Annotated in this window: 20 protein-coding genes and 2 pseudogenes; 3 read left to right on the forward strand and 19 right to left on the reverse strand. The window is 43.6% G+C overall.

Annotation, left to right across the window (positions count from 1 at the left end):
- Window positions 1-184 (forward strand): annotated as a pseudogene (locus tag B6K08_RS14155) (IS110 family transposase); the annotation flags it as partial.
- Between the two features lie 122 nt (window positions 185-306).
- Here the strand turns inward: B6K08_RS14155 and folK are convergent.
- The 10 genes from folK to B6K08_RS13210 form a co-directional block, all read right to left on the reverse strand.
- Window positions 307-819: a 2-amino-4-hydroxy-6-hydroxymethyldihydropteridine diphosphokinase gene (gene folK, locus B6K08_RS13165; protein WP_039209226.1), complete on the reverse strand. Its 513-nt coding sequence runs from the start codon at window positions 817-819 to the stop codon at window positions 307-309.
- Window positions 820-882: 63 nt separating this feature from the next.
- Entirely contained in the window at window positions 883-1,257 is a 375-nt protein-coding gene (gene folB / locus B6K08_RS13170) for a dihydroneopterin aldolase (RefSeq protein WP_072033476.1), read from the reverse strand.
- Window positions 1,254-2,108, reverse strand: a complete 855-nt coding sequence (gene folP / locus B6K08_RS13175; protein WP_039209229.1) for a dihydropteroate synthase — start codon at window positions 2,106-2,108, stop codon at window positions 1,254-1,256. The genes folB and folP overlap by 4 nt, the downstream gene beginning before the upstream one ends.
- Window positions 2,098-2,664: a GTP cyclohydrolase I FolE gene (gene folE, locus B6K08_RS13180; RefSeq protein ID WP_039209232.1), complete on the reverse strand. Its 567-nt coding sequence runs from the start codon at window positions 2,662-2,664 to the stop codon at window positions 2,098-2,100. The genes folP and folE overlap by 11 nt, the downstream gene beginning before the upstream one ends.
- A gap of 4 nt (window positions 2,665-2,668) precedes the next feature.
- Window positions 2,669-3,700, reverse strand: coding sequence for a tRNA preQ1(34) S-adenosylmethionine ribosyltransferase-isomerase QueA (queA, locus tag B6K08_RS13185; RefSeq protein WP_039209235.1), 1,032 nt, complete (start codon window positions 3,698-3,700; stop codon window positions 2,669-2,671).
- Window positions 3,701-3,722: 22 nt separating this feature from the next.
- Window positions 3,723-5,177 carry a SpoIID/LytB domain-containing protein gene (locus B6K08_RS13190; protein ID WP_080326326.1) on the reverse strand — a complete coding sequence of 485 codons (1,455 nt, stop codon included), beginning with the start codon at window positions 5,175-5,177 and terminating at the stop codon, window positions 3,723-3,725.
- A 58-nt stretch (window positions 5,178-5,235) separates the two neighbouring features.
- On the reverse strand, window positions 5,236-5,820 hold the full coding sequence (locus tag B6K08_RS13195) for an epoxyqueuosine reductase QueH (RefSeq protein WP_080326327.1): 585 nt from the start codon (window positions 5,818-5,820) through the stop codon (window positions 5,236-5,238).
- Complete coding sequence (gene ruvB, locus B6K08_RS13200) at window positions 5,820-6,839, reverse strand: Holliday junction branch migration DNA helicase RuvB (RefSeq protein WP_039209242.1); 1,020 nt, start codon at window positions 6,837-6,839, stop codon at window positions 5,820-5,822. The genes B6K08_RS13195 and ruvB overlap by 1 nt, the downstream gene beginning before the upstream one ends.
- Window positions 6,840-6,845: 6 nt before the next feature.
- Complete coding sequence (gene ruvA / locus B6K08_RS13205) at window positions 6,846-7,460, reverse strand: Holliday junction branch migration protein RuvA (RefSeq protein ID WP_039209246.1); 615 nt, start codon at window positions 7,458-7,460, stop codon at window positions 6,846-6,848.
- Window positions 7,461-7,482: 22 nt separating this feature from the next.
- Window positions 7,483-8,340 (reverse strand): shikimate dehydrogenase, encoded by an 858-nt coding sequence (locus tag B6K08_RS13210; protein ID WP_039209250.1) that lies wholly within the window; start codon window positions 8,338-8,340, stop codon window positions 7,483-7,485.
- A 256-nt stretch (window positions 8,341-8,596) separates the two neighbouring features.
- On the opposite strand from B6K08_RS13210, the pseudogene B6K08_RS13215 reads away from it, so the two are divergent.
- Window positions 8,597-10,030 (forward strand): annotated as a pseudogene (locus tag B6K08_RS13215) (IS1182 family transposase).
- 211 nt (window positions 10,031-10,241) lie between these two features.
- Here B6K08_RS13215 and B6K08_RS13220 read toward each other — a convergent pair.
- The 5 genes from B6K08_RS13220 to nagB all read right to left on the reverse strand — a co-directional run bounded on the left by B6K08_RS13220 (window position 10,242) and on the right by nagB (window position 12,596).
- Window positions 10,242-10,652: a putative toxin-antitoxin system toxin component, PIN family gene (locus tag B6K08_RS13220; protein WP_039209254.1), complete on the reverse strand. Its 411-nt coding sequence runs from the start codon at window positions 10,650-10,652 to the stop codon at window positions 10,242-10,244.
- Window positions 10,649-10,954: a type II toxin-antitoxin system RelB/DinJ family antitoxin gene (locus tag B6K08_RS13225; protein ID WP_039209257.1), complete on the reverse strand. Its 306-nt coding sequence runs from the start codon at window positions 10,952-10,954 to the stop codon at window positions 10,649-10,651. Before B6K08_RS13225 ends, B6K08_RS13220 begins: the two co-directional genes overlap by 4 nt.
- Window positions 10,955-11,219: 265 nt before the next feature.
- On the reverse strand, window positions 11,220-11,540 hold the full coding sequence (locus tag B6K08_RS13230; protein ID WP_039209260.1) for a YqfO family protein: 321 nt from the start codon (window positions 11,538-11,540) through the stop codon (window positions 11,220-11,222).
- A gap of 8 nt (window positions 11,541-11,548) precedes the next feature.
- Window positions 11,549-11,761, reverse strand: coding sequence for a DUF2905 domain-containing protein (locus tag B6K08_RS13235; protein WP_039209264.1), 213 nt, complete (start codon window positions 11,759-11,761; stop codon window positions 11,549-11,551).
- Window positions 11,762-11,849: 88 nt separating this feature from the next.
- Window positions 11,850-12,596: a glucosamine-6-phosphate deaminase gene (nagB, locus tag B6K08_RS13240; protein ID WP_039209267.1), complete on the reverse strand. Its 747-nt coding sequence runs from the start codon at window positions 12,594-12,596 to the stop codon at window positions 11,850-11,852.
- Window positions 12,597-12,840: 244 nt separating this feature from the next.
- Between nagB and B6K08_RS13245 the strand changes: the two genes are divergently transcribed.
- Window positions 12,841-13,299, forward strand: a complete 459-nt coding sequence (locus B6K08_RS13245; RefSeq protein WP_039209270.1) for an Hsp20/alpha crystallin family protein — start codon at window positions 12,841-12,843, stop codon at window positions 13,297-13,299.
- Between the two features lie 94 nt (window positions 13,300-13,393).
- Here B6K08_RS13245 and B6K08_RS13250 read toward each other — a convergent pair whose 3' ends face one another.
- From B6K08_RS13250 to B6K08_RS13265, 4 genes are all read right to left on the reverse strand, one after another.
- A complete protein-coding gene (locus B6K08_RS13250; RefSeq protein ID WP_039209273.1) occupies window positions 13,394-14,914 on the reverse strand; it encodes a YifB family Mg chelatase-like AAA ATPase in 1,521 nt (506 codons plus the stop codon).
- A 263-nt stretch (window positions 14,915-15,177) separates the two neighbouring features.
- Window positions 15,178-15,699 (reverse strand): O-acetyl-ADP-ribose deacetylase, encoded by a 522-nt coding sequence (locus B6K08_RS13255; RefSeq protein ID WP_039209276.1) that lies wholly within the window; start codon window positions 15,697-15,699, stop codon window positions 15,178-15,180.
- 4 nt (window positions 15,700-15,703) lie between these two features.
- Window positions 15,704-16,228: an RNA 2',3'-cyclic phosphodiesterase gene (gene thpR / locus B6K08_RS13260; RefSeq protein WP_039209279.1), complete on the reverse strand. Its 525-nt coding sequence runs from the start codon at window positions 16,226-16,228 to the stop codon at window positions 15,704-15,706.
- A gap of 13 nt (window positions 16,229-16,241) precedes the next feature.
- Window positions 16,242-16,454 carry a DUF2905 domain-containing protein gene (locus tag B6K08_RS13265; RefSeq protein ID WP_039209283.1) on the reverse strand — a complete coding sequence of 71 codons (213 nt, stop codon included), beginning with the start codon at window positions 16,452-16,454 and terminating at the stop codon, window positions 16,242-16,244.
- Window positions 16,455-16,937 lie beyond the last annotated feature (483 nt).

A 16,937-nucleotide genomic window follows, 5' to 3' on the forward strand; every position in this document is an offset into this window, starting at 1 on the left:
TACCAGCCATATAAGACTACACTGCCAAGAATACAGTGAGTTTTACTACAAGAAATACGCTGAGGTTAAAACCCATCAGCATAAACGTGCACTCGCTCTCACAGCTCGTAAAGCAATAAAGTTGATTTTTGGATTGCTGGCCAAGAATCAGCTCTACTCCGAAAACAGAGTAGGCCAATCTTAATATTTTACGAACAAGCCTTCTGGATTTTAGGTTTACTGTCCAGGGGCCTGTTAAGTGCACGCTAATTTAAGGATTTGCTTGCAAAACTTTTGAAAAATGAGCTTTACATATTACCAGGTTGCTTATGCTTCCTGTCTTTGACGTATTCTCTTAATCAGCACCATATCGTCCTTGTCTCTGGCATGAAGAAGGTAATCCCCGATAAATTTACCTTTTATCCGAAGGCCCGGAGCAATCTCAGACAAAGGAACCAGCACAAATGCCCTATCCAGCATGTGCTTATGAGGTAGGGTAAGCTCCGGAGTATCCATCTCCACCCCTTCAATGTAAAGAAGGTCAAGGTCTATGGTACGAGGTCCCCAATGAGTGTGACGAACACGCCCCAGCTGCTTTTCTATATCCTGACACACATGTAAAAGCTCCAGAGGCTCAAGCTCTGTTTTTACACAGAGGGCACCATTAAAAAACAATGGCTGATCGGACTTCCCCCATGGTGGTGTTTCATAGAAGGATGATACACTGACTAAATGAATTTTGTCTGAAGCCGCTAACATTTTGATAGCCTTTCTGATGGTCGCTTCCTTATCCCCCATGTTGGAACCGATACTGATGTAGCACTCATACGTCTTCTTCATTTCACTCATTCCTTTACTTGCGCTTAATACATAAAAACATAACTCTCTCTATATTTAAAACACTTAAATATATTCATGTCGCTGACGCCGAATTTTTATTTGAGCGTCCTTAAAGATACCGGGTATTGGAGCCCCGGGCTTATGAATGGTGACCTCCAGGCTTTCCACCAAGGAAAAGCCCTCAAATACTGCCTGGGCAATTCTGTCCGCAAGGCATTCCAGCAATTTAACCGGAACTCCTTCCACAATCTCCTTAACCCTGGCAAAAACCTCTGCATAATTAACAGAAGCCTCCAAATCATCGGTGTACCCTGCCTTATGCAAATCCAAATTCATGACCAGATCAACAATAAACCGCTGACCCAGCCGCTGTTCCTCCGGCAAAACCCCGTGTCTGCCAAAGAATTCCATCCCCTCAAGAAAAATACTATCCTTCACGCTTTCGCCTCCAAAATAGCATCCGTTATACGGCACATACGGGAAATAGGCAAAACATCGTGAATGCGCATAATATCGCATCCCTTCATTATGCCCATAACACAGGTGGCTCCCGTAGCCTCCATGCGCTCCTCCACAGGCAAATCCAAGGTATTGCCAATAAAGCTCTTGCGGCTGGTACCCAGCAATACAGGATAGTCCACACCATCTATATTTTTTATTTTTTCCAGATTTTGCATTACATAAAGATTACCTTCCACGGTTTTGCCAAAGCCAATGCCCGGATCAAGAATTATATTTTCCTCCTTCATCCCAGCTTCTCTGGCAATCTTAATGCTATCACTGAAAAAATTCCTCATGGAATCCATTATATCTATATCATATTCCTTAGAATCCCGATTGTGCATAACCACCACCGGCAAATCATATTTGGCAGCTACCCGAGCCATTTTCCCCGGCTCCTCCTTATACTGAAGGCCCCAAATATCATTCAGAATATGTACTCCCTTCGAGGCTGCATATTCAGCAGTATCAGCCTTAAAGGTATCTACGGAAACAGGCACCGGACATTCTTTAAGCACCGGCTCCAAGAAATGACTCAATCTTTCTATTTCTTCATCTGCCGACATGGTTTTAAAACCTGGTCTGCTGGATTCAGCACCTATATCTATAATATCAGCCCCTGCGTCCACCATTTCCTTCATGTGCTGCAAGGCATGATCCACAGTATTCCATTTGCCCCCATCGGAAAATGAATCAGGGGTAACATTTAAAATCCCCATAATCAGTGTGCGGGAGCCAATCTCCAGCTGCTTTCCATCGGGCCACTTATAAACTCTCTTACTCATTATTATCCCATCCTAACATATTCCAGGCCTGATGATAGCTCTCCCTGTCGCTCTTGAAACAGCCACGGGTGGAAGATGTTATTGTCTTTGAACCATGGGCCATATCTCCACGCATAATCATGCAAAGCTGTTGTGCCTCCACGATTACCAGCACGCCATCAGCCTTCAAGCCCTGCTCCACAGCCCTGGCGATATCCTCAGTCATGCGCTCCTGAAGCTGCGGCCGATGAGAAATAATTTCTACCATGCGAGTAAACTTGCTAAAGCCAGCAATGGAACCTTCATGGGGCTTGTAGGCTATGGACACCTTACCAAAAAATGGCACTAAATGATGTTCACACATGGAATAAAAAGGGATATCCCTTACAGCCACTATGCCTTCATTTTCTACCTTGAAAAGCTCTCCCCACACATCATCAGTGCTGACACCTATTCCATTGAACAGGTACTCATACATCCCAGCAACCCGTTCAGGGGTCTTTTCCATTCCTGAAGCCTTGAGATCGACTCCCACTGCTTCAAGAAAACCCTGCATGGCCTGTACAGCTTTTTTGTTCATAGAATTATCCCTTCCGTTTTATCATCATAGCATCCCCAAATGAAAAGAATCTATATTTCTCCTCCACTGCCGTTTCATAGGCCTTCAGCACGAACTCACGCCCCGCAAAGGCACTGATCAGCATTATAAGGGTAGACTTAGGCAGATGAAAATTTGTAATAATTCCATCTACTATTTTAAACTCATATCCAGGATAAATAAAGATATTTGTCCAATCAGTACGTCCATTTATCTCTCCCACGGATGTAGCTGCAGATTCCAAGGTACGGATAGAGGTGGTGCCCACTGCAATAACCCGCTTCCCTGCCGCTTTTGTGGCCTTTATGAGTTCTGCCGTCTCCTGGGAAATGCTGTAATATTCCTTGTGCATAACATGCTCTTCAATGTTATCAACGCTCACTGGTCTAAAGGTTCCCAGCCCCACATGAAGAGTAACAAAGCCTAAATTTACTCCCATATCCTTCAATTCTGCCATCTGCTCCTTGGTAAAGTGCAGACCAGCTGTCGGGGCTGCTGCAGAACCCTTTTCACGGGAATATACCGTCTGATAGCGCTCGCTGTCCTCCAGCTTCTCATGGATATACGGAGGCAACGGTGTCTCACCCAGACGGTCAAGAATCTCCTCAAAAATGCCTTCGTAGTTAAATTTTACAATACGACCGCCAAAATCTGTACTGTCCTGCACAATACAAGTAAGCTCATCACTAAAGCGGACCACTTGGCCCTCACGGGCCTTTCTGCCTGGTTTCACCAAGGTTTCCCATGTATCACCGTCAATGCGTCTGAGAAGGAAAACCTCCACCTTACCGCCAGTACCCTCACGCCACCCCAAAAGTCTGGCTGGCAAAACTCGGGTATCATTGAAAATCAGGGTATCCCCCGGCTCCAAATACTCCTTTAAATCGTAAAAATGTCTATGCTCTATAGTTTCATCCACAGGATCCAGCACCATAAGGCGGGAGGAGTTTCTAGGCTCCACCGGGGTCTGGGCAATAAGCTCCTCTGGTAAATTATAGTCAAATTCAGTTAATTTCATTCTTTAAGTTATCTCCCATATATTAATACAGCTTTGTGATTTCCACATCTGTATAGTAGTGATGCAGTATTTCATCAAATTTCTTACCTGCATCTGCCATAGCCTTGGCACCGTACTGAGCCATACCCAAGCCATGACCAAAGCCGTGTCCGTCAAAAATTATGGCTACATTGGCACCCTCCACCTTAAGATTTGTGCCATGCATAGCCGCCGGAGCCGCATCAATAGTCTGGGTGGAAGCAGCGCCCTTAACATCCTTCTTGATAGGCGGTATGGTAGCTGGCCGCTCTGTGCGAATATTGAAATAGGTGCTCTTAAGACCAAAAATTTTCCGCACATCCTGACCACTCAATACGATGGTCTGACCTGTACCCACAAATTTAACTCCGTTTGCTCTGCCGGAGGCCAACACACCATTGACGCTGGAGCTACCCTTCACAGCTGTCATGGAAATGCCCTTAAGCTGACCAATATTTTTCCCCGCAGCACTCAGCAGCTTTTGCACCTGGGCCGCAGTAAAACGTACAGACCAGTTATGATAAGGGGATTTGCTGTCGTCATCCTGCACTGAACGCAGATATGGCAGATAGTTGCCCCAAACATCCTCGGAGTTTTCCGTGGAACCACCAGAGGAAGAATGATATGGTGCATAAATCGCCTTACCTTGGTAAGTCATAATCTGACTATAGGTGGCATCCACCGCCGCCGAGGTTGAATCCGCTTCATTTGCCAATCCATCATAGGCCTGACAGTGGGTGGAATCACAAAGATCGTAGCCGGAGCCCAGATGGGCTTTCTGATTTTTTGTATATAAGGCAAAGGTTCTTGCCGCCACCGCCTGGGCCTTCAAGGCCTCACTGTTCCAAGATGGAGTCATTTCAGAAGGCAGTACCCCTTTGATATAGTCCTCCAAGGACAGGCGATTTACGATAAGCAATTTGCCTCCCTCAGCGCTGACCACCATCTGCCCGCGATATTCGTGTCCATTATATTTAATCTTGCCACTGGATGCTGTCTCCACAGGGGCAAACACCAAAGAAGATACACCGGTGTTTTTACCATTCACCACCAGCTTATTCCCCTCTGCAGAAACACTGGCAACTATATTGCTCTTATAATCACCATATTTTTTGCCATTATCACCACCGAGAGCGTTCATACCATTTACAGAGCTAATAACACCCTTCACCACGCCTGTACCAACGCCAATTCTGATAACATTGTCAACGCCGGCATTGCGCTTCCAAGCTGGTGCAGTCTCCTCTTTTTTCTCATCCTTATGAGTTGATGAAGAAGAAGTTGGTTTAGGCGGGTCTGTCTTTTTAGGGACTGCAGCTGGCTTTGTACCGGTATCCGGAGTGATAACACTGGCCTCAGTAGCAGACATGCCACAGGTCAGCACCATGGTACCAAGGGAACCAATAAAAGCCGCCAACATACACTGTGCGATTTTTTTATGTAAAGATTTTTTCATCATCTACCCCACCTCAATATTATTATTAGCTTTTTCTGCAGCTTCCATCATAGCGCTTCCATCATAGCCCTTTTTCTGGCCTTGGCTTCCTTTTCCGCTGCTTCCTTATTGCCTTACTGTAGCGTTCTTCCTCGCTGAAAATACAACCACAGTATGGCTGTCGATAAAGCTCCAGCTCCTTGCTGATGTCAATGCCTTCCTGCCAGCCAGGACGAAAATCCTCATAATAGAACTTCACGCCATACACATCGGCAAAATGCTGGGCTGTGTCCTTCATAAGCTCATGCTGCTGATAAATGCTGTAAAACAGTGTCGATGTAAAGGCCTCAAAGCCATTTTCCGCCGCATATTTGGCCGTCTGCTCCAGACGCCAGGTGTAGCACATACGACAGCGGCCATTCTCCACGGACTCCGCTGCCAGTGCCTTCTTCAGAAAATCCCTCAGCATATAATTTTCATCGGTAATTATCTTCATATCCACCTTCTGGGCAAATTCCTTGGCCGCATTAAGCCGCATTTCCCATTCCTTGTAAGGGTGAATATTGGGATTAAAGAAATATCCCGTAGGCTCGATACCATCCTCCCGCAGCTTCTTCACGGGGTAGCAGGAGCAGGGCCCACAGCACATATGAAGCAATAAATTCATTATTCCATCTCCGGATAAGGTATGCCCATGTGCTCATAACCTGCTCTGGTCACCGTCCGCCCCCTTGGGGTACGGTTTATAAACCCAAGCTGTAAAAGATATGGCTCATAGACATCCTCAATAGTATCATTTTCCTCGCTGATGGCCGCCGCCAAAGTATCTATACCCACAGGTCCGCCACCAAATTTCTTTATCATGGAATCCAGCATGCGTCTGTCAGTGTGGTCAAGACCCATCTTGTCCACCTCAAGGCGCATCAAGGCTTCATCCGCTATCTGATCAGTAATAACCCCATCCCCTGTTACCTGAGCAAAATCCCGGACGCGCTTTAACAGGCGATTGGCAATACGTGGAGTACCACGGGAACGACGGGCAATCTCCAGTGCTCCCTTGTCTTCTATACCAATATCCAGTATCTCCGCCGCCCGCTTTATAATCAGAACCAAATCCTCAGGCTTGTAGTATTCAAGACGGGAAATCACGCCAAAGCGGTCACGCAAAGGAGCTGCCAGGGCTCCCGCTCTGGTGGTGGCACCAATTAATGTAAACGGTGCAATATCGAGACGTATGGAGCGGGCACTTGGCCCCTTGCCGATGACAATATCCAGGGCAAAGTCCTCCATGGCAGAGTAAAGCACCTCCTCCACATTTCGTGAAAGGCGGTGAATCTCATCTATAAAGAGTACATCCCGTTCATTAAGATTAGTTAAAAGTGCCGCCAAATCACCGGAATGATTAATGGCAGGGCCAGAGGTTATACGAAAATTAACCCCCATTTCATTGGCTATAATCCCCGCCAAGGTGGTCTTGCCCAATCCCGGAGGGCCATAAAGCAGCACATGATCCAAGGCCTCCTGACGGTTGAGAGCCGCCTTTATAAAAATATCCAGATTATCCTTGGCCTTGTCCTGACCAATATATTCCCGCAAGTGACGGGGACGCAGACTATACTGCCAGTCATCACCTGACTGCTCGTTCATGGTAACAATTCGGTCATCGCCAAAATTTATTTCCTCCATCCCCTATCACCTCCTGGAAAGCTGCTTTAACGCCAGCTTAATTACATTCTGTACATCAGACTCGGGGTCAATTTTTCCCATATTCTGGAAGGCTGTATTAACCTCCGCCTGACTGTAGCCAAGAGAAATAAGGGCCGCTGTTGCCTCACTTAAGATATCCTCGCCCACCTGGGATTCCCCGAAGAGACCTCCAACGTGCTGTATATCATCATCATTGCCACTGAAGGTCAGCTTATCCTTCAGTTCAAGAATCATACGCTCTGCAGATTTTTTGCCAATCCCCGGCAGTGCGATAAGAGCCTTTACATTCTTGTTCTGAACCGCCTGGGCCAGCCCTTCAGGAGTGATGGAGCCAATAATACCCATTGCCACCTTTGGACCAATGCCGCTAATGGCAATCAGAAGCTGAAATAGGTCATACTCCTCCTGGGTGGAAAAGCCATAAAGCTGCATGGCATCCTCCCGAACACTGAGATGGGTAAACAGCATGGCAGCCTGCCCCTGTCTGAGTCGGGCCCTGGTATTATTGGACACAAATACCCTGTAGCCCACGCCTCCCACATCCAGGAGGCAATAATCTATAAAAATGTATTCTACTTTTCCCTTTAAAAAACCAATCATCTAAAAACAAAACTCCGATTTATTATTTTCGTTCTTCCAAAGCCTGACGCAGGGCCTTCTTCATGACCTCAGTATCTGGCTCAATACCAGCCCAAAGACGCATAGACTCAGCCCCCTGACCTACAAGCATAGCCTCACCATTGAGGGTCTCACAGCCATGCTCACGGGCTGTCTTTAAGAAAAGAGTTTCCGCCGGCGTATAGATAATATCATAGGCCAAAATCCCCTTTGGCACCTTATCCCAGTTCACAGGCGGCATAGCCTCCACGTAGGGACACATTCCCAGTGGAGTGGCATTTATGAGAAGCTCTGCCTTTTCCAATGCAGTCTCAAACTCCGCAGTGCTCCAGTCCAGCAGGGTTATTTCCATGTATTTGGAAAAATACTCCACCAGAGGACGAACCTTTGGCACATTGCGTACACCAATAGTAAGGGAAGCGACCCCCTCCTGAATCAGGCCCCAAATAATGGCTCTGGCCGCCCCGCCGGCACCAAGAAGAACCGTCTTTTTCCCCTTCGGCTCAAAGCCCTTTTCCTTCATGCCACCGACAAAACCCTTTACATCTGTATTATAGCCAGTTAAAACACCATCCTTGTTTACAATGGTGTTCACTGCCCCAAGGATTTCCGCATCCCTGTCGATAGAATCGAGGTATTTCATAACCCTTTCCTTATGAGGAATAGTGACGTTAAGACCAGAAATTTCCATAGCCCTCATGCCATTTATCGCTGCTTCCAGCTTGCCATCCGCCACAGGAAATGCCGTATAAATGTAATCCAGACCTGCTGCCTCAATAGCCGCATTCTGGAACACCGGTGACAATGAATGGGACACAGGATTGCCAATAACCGCCAATGTCTTTGTCTTCCCAGTAATCATAAGCCAAACACCTCAAAACTATCTCAAAAAACATCTATTTCCAGTAAAAGAACATCTCCAATATTATACCATAATAGGAAATCCAAAAACATTCCTAAATAAAGGAATAAAATCCTAAATATGGACATTATTTTGAGGAAAAATAAAACTCCCGACAACAAAAAACTGGCAGACACATCTGCCAGTCCAGACTGTAGACAAATAAACAAGCCTGCCCCCATTAATGGTATAATTAACATTAATGGGGGCATGTTTTATGTATAGAAAGAAAAACCGTGAATTACAGTCACAAATCCAATTCATATCACTTGAAGACCTTGTTCCTAAGGATCATATTCTGCGGGCTATTGACCGTGCCATTGACTTTAGTTTCATATATGATGAAGTAGAGGGATTGTATTCTTCTTATGAGGCTGGCCGTCCAGGTATTGACCCGGTATCACTTTTTAAAATAGTGTTCATTCAGTATCTTTTTGGTATTCGTAGTATGCGGCAGACCATCAAGGAAATTAATGTTAATGTTGCATATCGGTGGTTTATTGGTTATGGTCTTACAGAACCTATTCCTCATTTTTCAACTTTTGGAAAGAATTATGTGCGCCGTTTTAAGGATACAGATATTTTTGAACATATATTCAACCATATATTGCAGGAGGCCGTTAATGCCGGTTTTGTAGATGCCAGTGCCATTTTCATTGATGGTACGCACATCAAGGCAAGTGCTAACCGCAATAAAATTGAAAAAATATCTGTTACCAAGTCTGCTCGCCAATACCAGGATGAACTCGACAAGGAAATAAACAACGACAGGAGCAGGCATGGCAAATCGCCTCTAAAGAAAGATGAAACACCAAAGGAAACTACACGCACAGTTAGTACAACAGATCCAGACAGTGGACTTTTCGTAAAAGGTGAACATTAGCGTTGTATAGCCTATGTAGCTAACACTGCATGTGATCGTCACAATTTTATTATTGGTTTCCACGTTGGGGCCGGTAATATTCATGACAGCCAGATGTTTCACGACGTATATAAAAAAATCTCTCCCTTTGCTGATGAAATAGAAACTGTGGCTGTAGATGCGGGTTATAAAACCCCCGGCATAATGAGAGAAATAATATCTAGTGGTAAAATACCGGCAGTGCCTTACAAAAGGCCAATGACCAAGGAAGGATTCTTCCGCAAGTATGAATACGTATATGATGAGTATTATGACTGCTATATTTGTCCTGCAAACAAGATTCTAAAGTATGCCACTACCACAAGGGATGGGTACAAAGAATATAGAAGTGATGGTAAGGAATGCACCCAATGTCCGTATCTCAACCAATGTACAGCAAGCTGCAATCATGTGAAAACAGTAACTCGCCATGTATGGGCAGATTATTTGGAAAAAGCCGAAGAATATCGCTATATTCCAAAGTACAGGGATATCTACCGACAAAGAAAAGAAACCATTGAAAGAGTTTTTGCAGATGCAAAGGAAAAACATGGATTAAGATATGCTACAATGCGTGGCCTGGCAAAAATTAAAATGCAGGTGACGCTTACTTTTGCGTGCATGAATTTGAAAAAACTTACTCTTTGGAAGAAGAGGGCCGGCACGCTCTCACCAACTATTGTCGCTTTATTACAAAACTTGTCCTGGAATTTAAGAATAATTCCTATCTGGCAACAAAAATACGCATAAAAAATACAGTCCTACCTAGTTAGTGGATAACTAGAAGGACTGTATGTCTACGGTCTGAACTGGCAGACACATCTGCCAGTCTAAATAAACATTCCTTATTGAACAACAGTTTTCTACATATTCCCCAGCATGAGTACACAAAAAATAAGGACAACAGCTCATTTTTGAACTGACGACCTTTCTTTTTCACCTCTGGTCAACCGGTGAACCATTATTCTTTTTTCAATATTTCCATCATTTCAGCCGGTGTGACAATAAAACTCTTTATAGGATAGTGCTTCTTATTACCAGTGACAAGATATGAATTATCACTTCGTTTTTCCATGACAACCTCATAAAACACTAAATCGTCCATATCTACAAGTATTTCTCCTGTTGACTTTGGGAATACCTCAATACCATACTTTATGACCATATCTATGATGTTTTTAATTTTATCCTCACTAAATTTGAATTTTGGTCTATGCAATACATCATAATATTCTTCGAGAATCTTCTGGTGATAAAGTATCGTAACCCGCCCATCAGCAATAGCATCATATACTTTAACAGTAGCAGAGTCTGTATTCTTTGTGAGTAACGCTGCTATAAAAACATTTGTATCTATTACAGCATAAATCATCTTTTTCCCCTTTTACTTTTCTCCCTCACTACTGATATTTCATCATTTATCTCGTCAAGTGACATGTCTTGTAAATCTATTGCCTCCTCGCGCAAGTCATAAAATGCCTTCCTAAAATCTTCCCTAGAAGTAGTCACATCTGGCAATACTGCATCAAAAGGCAACCCTCTCACCATTTTACTTTTCTTCATGAACATACGAAAAGCGGTTGGCAAATCCATACCAAGCTGCTCATAAATCTCAGCCACATCTTTTTTCAAAGCCTTATCAGCTCTAAACTGAATAAGAACCTGTTCAGCCACAGCAAACAACTCCTTTTTATCACATTCAATATTAATTCATTTATAAGTTGTTTATACTATTATTTTACAGTGAACCGAATATAGATGCAATAATCAAATAATACCGGGAGTTTTATCATCTTGTTTCAATCCTCATTATAACGCCATTGTTCAAATTTTTCTTCTTTAGAAGAAAAATCATCCAATTAGCGTTTCAACGAGCAGGGAGATATGCTCACCAGCTGTTGTAGTTTGTTTTCCCCCACCTAAAGAGGAAGGGGACATCTTAAAGCTCGTTATAAAGAGGAATAACATTTATAAGCGGTTCTTCGTAAGGGTGGACACTCCTGATGGCCTGCAAGGTACTAGGCAGATTTTCTTTTAGAACATTTACCTCCACTTTCAGCTCATCTTCCTCACTTATGACATTTTCTTCCCCTATATATGGATTCGAACCATCAAGTGGTCTCCAGGTGCCTCTGACACGGCTATAGGACAGGCAGCTGTCGTAATTGCCAATGTGTCCTGCATCTACAGACTGCAACACCCTTTGCAGCTCCTTAAAATGACTTTCCGGTATGTAAATCTCCAGCTTAAACTGCTCCATAATGCACCTCACCTGAAAAACAGATTGGCTATCACACTCAAAACAACACTGACTATAATACAGGTCATTATAGGGAAATGAAAGGAGCTGTTTTCACCCACAACGTTAATATCCCCAGGCAGCTTGCCAAAGGGAATGATTTTACCTCCAAAGTGAATTACACACCCTACCACAACCAAAATTATTCCTAAAATTATAAGCATCTTTCCAATATCTGTCATTTTCCAATGCCCTTTCATAAACCATTTCTGTCCTGTTTACAAAATGCTATTACACCTATATAAATCCAGATTAACAGCTACACAATTATCAGATGCTAACAACATTTGCTGGCAACAGCTCTGCTGCCTCTTTATCCAAAATAACCACCACATCTCTATGCAACTGCAAAATTGAAGCCGGTGCCTCTGGGGTAACATCACCACAAACAGCCTTATAGACCGCCCTTGCCTTATTCCTGCCATTAGCCAACAATATAACACGCTCAGCCATCATTATAGTCTTTATCCCCATGCTGATAGCATACCTTGGCACTTCATCCACATTATTAAAAAATCTGGAATTGGCCAGTATAGTTTCCTCGTCCAGCTCCACCTTATGGGTTGTGGCCGCAAATTTCACATCAGGCTCATTAAAGCCAATATGGGCATTTTGCCCGATTCCCAATACCTGCAAATCTATTCCGCCCTTGGCAGCTATAAGCTGCTCATAACGCTCTCCCTCGGCTATTACATCCTGGGCCATGCCATTAGGAATATGGACATTTTCCGGTTTTATATTAATATGCTTAAAGAAATGCTTCTGCATAAAATAGTGATAGCTTTGAGGATTGTCCGGTCCCATACCAATATATTCATCCAAATTAAAGGTGGTTACCTCGGAAAAATCCAATCCAACTGTCCTGTGTACCGCCACAAGCCGTTCATACATAGAAAGGGGTGTACTGCCGGTAGCCAACCCCAATACGCTGTTGGGCTTTAAATAAATCTGACCGGCTACAATCTTGGCTGCCTCCAATCCCATCTGATCATAAGAATCCGTTATTAAAACCCGCATACTGACTACCTCCCCTCTATACACTCTTCTTTGTCTATATTATAACGCCATTGTTCATATTTTTCCTTATTTTAACGGCATTTTCCCCTGCTATCATCCATATATGAAAATTTTTATATTTTTACGTTTTGACCTATTGACTTTTTGACTTATAAGTATATAATAATAATCGAGGAAGGGGAAAAGAAGAAATCCCCCACCTCACCAAATTAATCAATTATCTAAATGAAAGGGGATCGTTATTATGTTAGGCTTAGTTCCATTCGCAATGAGAAATGATTTGGCACGTGAGGAAGACGGCTTCGATCGCCTGTTCAACTGGATGAGTCAACCTATTGCAAGCATCTTCAGCGACACAGGTTTTAGTGGCAAGTCCTTCAACGTGGATGTGAAGGATAACGGTGACAGCTACGAACTCAAGGCTGAGTTGCCTGGCTTTGCCAAGGAAGATGTACACCTTTCCTATAAAGACAATTATCTTTCCATCTCTGCCAACAAGGAAGAATCAAAGGATGAAAAGGATGGTCAGGGCAATTTCATTCGCCGTGAGCGCTACTGTGGCAGCATGAGCCGTTCCTTCTACATCGATAACATCGATGAGAATAAATGCAACGCTGACTTTAAGGATGGTGTCTTAACGATTACCATGCCAAAGCTATCCACTCCTGTGGAAGAAATCTCCCATGAAATTCCAATCAATTGATAGGTAATACTTGGTAACTAAAAGGATCGGACCTTCACTATTGTGAGGGCCCGATTTTTTTCCACTTTTTATTCCTCATATTAAATTTCCAATTTCACACTCCTATTTCATTCCTAAGCTGAATGGCCTCTGCCAGATGGATTCCCTTTATCTCATCACTGCCATCCAAATCTGCAATTGTCTGAGCCACCTTTTTTATTCTGTCATAAGAACGTGCAGACATACTTTTATCAATAAATGCTGAACGCAGCAGCCGTTGTGCTTCCTTGGTAATTTTACAGGTTTTCTTTAAAATTGATGAGGTCATTTGGGCATTGCAGACAATGCCATATTTCCGTAGTCTTTGAAGCTGACGATTTCTGGCCGTAGAAACTCTTTTTCTAATATCAGCAGAGGATTCCGCCTTTTCTGTAGCTGTTAACTCCTTGTAGGTTACCCGTGGCACCCTTATCTGAATATCTATCCTATCCAGCAGCGGTCCCGAAATTTTTCTGTTGTACCGCTTTATTTCCTGATAGGAGCAATCGCACTGTTTTTCCGGGTCATTATAATAACCGCAGGGGCATGGGTTCATGGAACAGCACAAAATTATACGGGAAGGAAAAGTCAACGAAGCGTTTACTCTGGCAATGCTTACCACCCCATCCTCCAATGGCTGACGCAAGGCCTCCAAAGCCTGCTTGCTAAATTCCGGTAACTCATCCAAAAACAGTACGCCATTATGGCTAAGGCTCACCTCTCCGGGATGAGGAATAGTGCCACCACCTATCATAGCTGCTGCCGAAGTAGTATGATGAGGACTTCTGAAGGGTCTCTTGGTTACAAGGCCACTATTTTTCTTCAACATTCCCGAAATACTATAAATCTTAGTTACCTCCAAAGCCTCCTCAAGGGTCATTTCAGGCAAGATAGAATTTAAACGGCGAGCCAGCATTGTCTTTCCAGCTCCGGGACTGCCTACCAGTAAAATATTGTGTCCTCCTGCAGCCGCTATTTCAAAGGCCCGTTTGGCCACAAACTGGCCCTGAACATCAGCAAAATCCTCCTCGACCGCCTCTTTTCCTTCCTGTTCATCTTCCGAAGCTATTGATTGCTCCCAAACCACCTTCCCGTTCAGATAATCAATTAACCCCTGTAACGTTTCCACCCGATATACTGCTAATCCATCCACCAGAAGCGCCTCGTTCACATTCTCCCCAGCCACAAAAAAGCCCTTAAACCCCATTTCCTTTGCTTTTATGGCCATAGGCAAAATTCCAGCAACGCCTCTAACCTGGCCTTCAAGGGACAGCTCTCCCGAAAACAAATTTCCCTCTATGCTTTCCTGGGATATTATTCCATAAGCTGCCATCATAGCCATAGCAATGGGCAAATCAAGGCCAGGACTATCCTTTCTAATGCCGGCCGGCGCCAGATTTATTGTCACTTTTTGGGGCATCACTTTTATACCAGAGTTTTTTACCGCAGTCCTTACCCGTTCCTTTGCCTCCCGCACCATGGTATCCGGAAGCCCAATCATCTCCACTCCAGGAAGACCATTGGCAACGTCCACCTCCACATCTATTATCTGGCCATCCACCCCCAAAGTGGTAGCACCACAACATTTTGCAAACAATATTACCACCTCTACATAATTTTATTAATTATATATTTTATTTTACATAATATTATCATGAAAGGCAATCATTTTTCATTAATTAATTAGATTGTTGTTTTGCAAAAAAGAAAAACCGCCATCAAGCATCCAACTTTTGGCGATTCTCTACAAATGCTCCATATCATACTATTTCATCGTGTCCTTCTTACTCTTCCAGCAACCATAAACAGCTACAGCCGTATCCAAAATTCCAGAGTGCAGCTTCTACTACATTACTTAATTCATGTCTTCTCATTCCCTAATTCACTCTCATACGCTTTTCTGGTCCGCTCATCAAATAACACCCACAAGATTTCATCAAATGCCTCCGGGTACTTCTCCACCACATCTCTTACAGTCCGCACCGCAACCTTAGCTGCCTTCTCTATTGGGTAAGAATACACTCCAGTCGAAATTGAAGGAAAAGCTACACTACGTATGCCCTTACTAATAGCAAGCATAAGAGATTCCCTATAACAGCTTTCCAGAAGTTTTTCTTCACCATGACTCCCACCATGCCATACTGGACCCACGGTATGTATTACATAGTCACAAGGTAGCTTGTATGCCTTGGTAATTTTAGCCTGACCTGTTTTGCAGCCATTAAGGGTACGGCACTCTGCCAGTAGCTCCGGGCCTGCCGCCCTGTGTATGGCACCATCAACGCCGCCCCCACCAAGTAAACTCTCGTTAGCTGCGTTTACAATAGCCGTAGCATAATGCTTTGCTGTAATATCACCCAGAACCGTCTTTATAATTGTCATATTTTCACTCCCTAAAATCCTTTGCCTCTACGCCTCCTAGACTGGTATAAATCATACCATTTTTACCGCGTGTTGAGGACATCAAATCGATGGATTTGACTAACATTTCTCCCTGAGGTTGATTCTGCAATAGTTCCTCCATCCCACAATTCAGCGCAGTTTTTCTCACCAAGGTAATATGTGGAAAAAATTTCTTTTTATCATATGGTATGTTGTTTGCTGCCAGAGTCTTTCTGAGCCTACTGACGTATTTTGATAGTTCCTCATTCTTTTCTATACCCACCCAACAGGTATCACCAAAGTTGCCTATACCATCGAGCTTTATAGAAAATGGTGCAAAGGGAACAGCATCCATAACGTCCAGAACCGGCTCTGCCGAACCGTACTCTCCGATAAAAGCCAAGGTAAGATGTAAGTTTTGTTCAGGTGCAAATCTTCCACGCACACCTATATCACGCCACCTGCCCTGCAGCTTGGTAAGCGATTTTATAATGGGCTCCTCGAAAAGTATCGCAATGAAAAGTCTCATTTCTTACACCGTCCTACCTAAAAAACAGATTTGCTATTACGCTCAAAACCACACTGATAATAATACAGGTTACTATTGGAAAGTGGAATGAACTGTTTTCCCCTTCCACATTAATATCTCCTGGCAAACTGCCAAAGGGAATGAATCTACCACCAAAATGAATTACACAACCTACTATGACAAGGATTATACCTAAATAAATTAACATTTTCCCAATATCCGTCATTACCTTATCACTTCCTTATTCATTTGCTACCAGCCGTTCCTTCAATCTGGTATTCTGTTTCTACAAACCTTATTCTTGCCATGATTTACCGCCCCAATTATGATATGTCTAAATTGTAGCCCACATATAACATTTCTGCAAATTTATTCCTAATGGTATATCCCCTCTCCATATAGTCAAGTGTTTTCTTCAGTAAAATCAATACTTCTTTGAGTCCTCATAATGAATGAAGCTAAGGTTATGGAGTGATCTTCACCTCATACAGGGCAGATATATAGTGTTAATGGGTATACCAAATAAAACGTCATCACTAAACTATTTTAAATGGCCTCGATGTAATACCCATCCCTATATGGCAGCTCACCTCTCATGTCCAACAGGATCATCCCAACAAGGGGAGTCCTCACTTCCTTCGTTCTGCCTATCCATAACCAGGGTGCCAGCTTAGCTATTCATCAGGGTCATGCCCTCCGGAGATAATTC

Source organism: Anaerovibrio lipolyticus DSM 3074 (genome assembly GCF_900141865.1).
Lineage (GTDB): Bacteria > Bacillota > Negativicutes > Selenomonadales > Selenomonadaceae > Anaerovibrio > Anaerovibrio lipolyticus.

Coding starts and splice junctions, on each gene's coding strand:
- folK (WP_039209226.1), bottom strand. CDS start 819: ATGAAGAAGACGTATGAGTGCTACATCAGTATCGGTTCCAACATGGGG.
- folE (WP_039209232.1), bottom strand. CDS start 2,664: ATGAACAAAAAAGCTGTACAGGCCATGCAGGGTTTTCTTGAAGCAGTG.
- queA (WP_039209235.1), bottom strand. CDS start 3,700: ATGAAATTAACTGAATTTGACTATAATTTACCAGAGGAGCTTATTGCC.
- B6K08_RS13190 (WP_080326326.1), bottom strand. CDS start 5,177: ATGATGAAAAAATCTTTACATAAAAAAATCGCACAGTGTATGTTGGCG.
- B6K08_RS13195 (WP_080326327.1), bottom strand. CDS start 5,820: ATGAATTTATTGCTTCATATGTGCTGTGGGCCCTGCTCCTGCTACCCC.
- ruvB (WP_039209242.1), bottom strand. CDS start 6,839: ATGGAGGAAATAAATTTTGGCGATGACCGAATTGTTACCATGAACGAG.
- ruvA (WP_039209246.1), bottom strand. CDS start 7,460: ATGATTGGTTTTTTAAAGGGAAAAGTAGAATACATTTTTATAGATTAT.
- B6K08_RS13210 (WP_039209250.1), bottom strand. CDS start 8,340: ATGATTACTGGGAAGACAAAGACATTGGCGGTTATTGGCAATCCTGTG.
- B6K08_RS13220 (WP_039209254.1), bottom strand. CDS start 10,652: ATGATTTATGCTGTAATAGATACAAATGTTTTTATAGCAGCGTTACTC.
- B6K08_RS13230 (WP_039209260.1), bottom strand. CDS start 11,540: ATGGAGCAGTTTAAGCTGGAGATTTACATACCGGAAAGTCATTTTAAG.
- B6K08_RS13235 (WP_039209264.1), bottom strand. CDS start 11,761: ATGACAGATATTGGAAAGATGCTTATAATTTTAGGAATAATTTTGGTT.
- nagB (WP_039209267.1), bottom strand. CDS start 12,596: ATGCGGGTTTTAATAACGGATTCTTATGATCAGATGGGATTGGAGGCA.
- B6K08_RS13245 (WP_039209270.1), top strand. CDS start 12,841: ATGTTAGGCTTAGTTCCATTCGCAATGAGAAATGATTTGGCACGTGAG.
- B6K08_RS13255 (WP_039209276.1), bottom strand. CDS start 15,699: ATGACAATTATAAAGACGGTTCTGGGTGATATTACAGCAAAGCATTAT.
- thpR (WP_039209279.1), bottom strand. CDS start 16,228: ATGAGACTTTTCATTGCGATACTTTTCGAGGAGCCCATTATAAAATCG.
- B6K08_RS13265 (WP_039209283.1), bottom strand. CDS start 16,454: ATGACGGATATTGGGAAAATGTTAATTTATTTAGGTATAATCCTTGTC.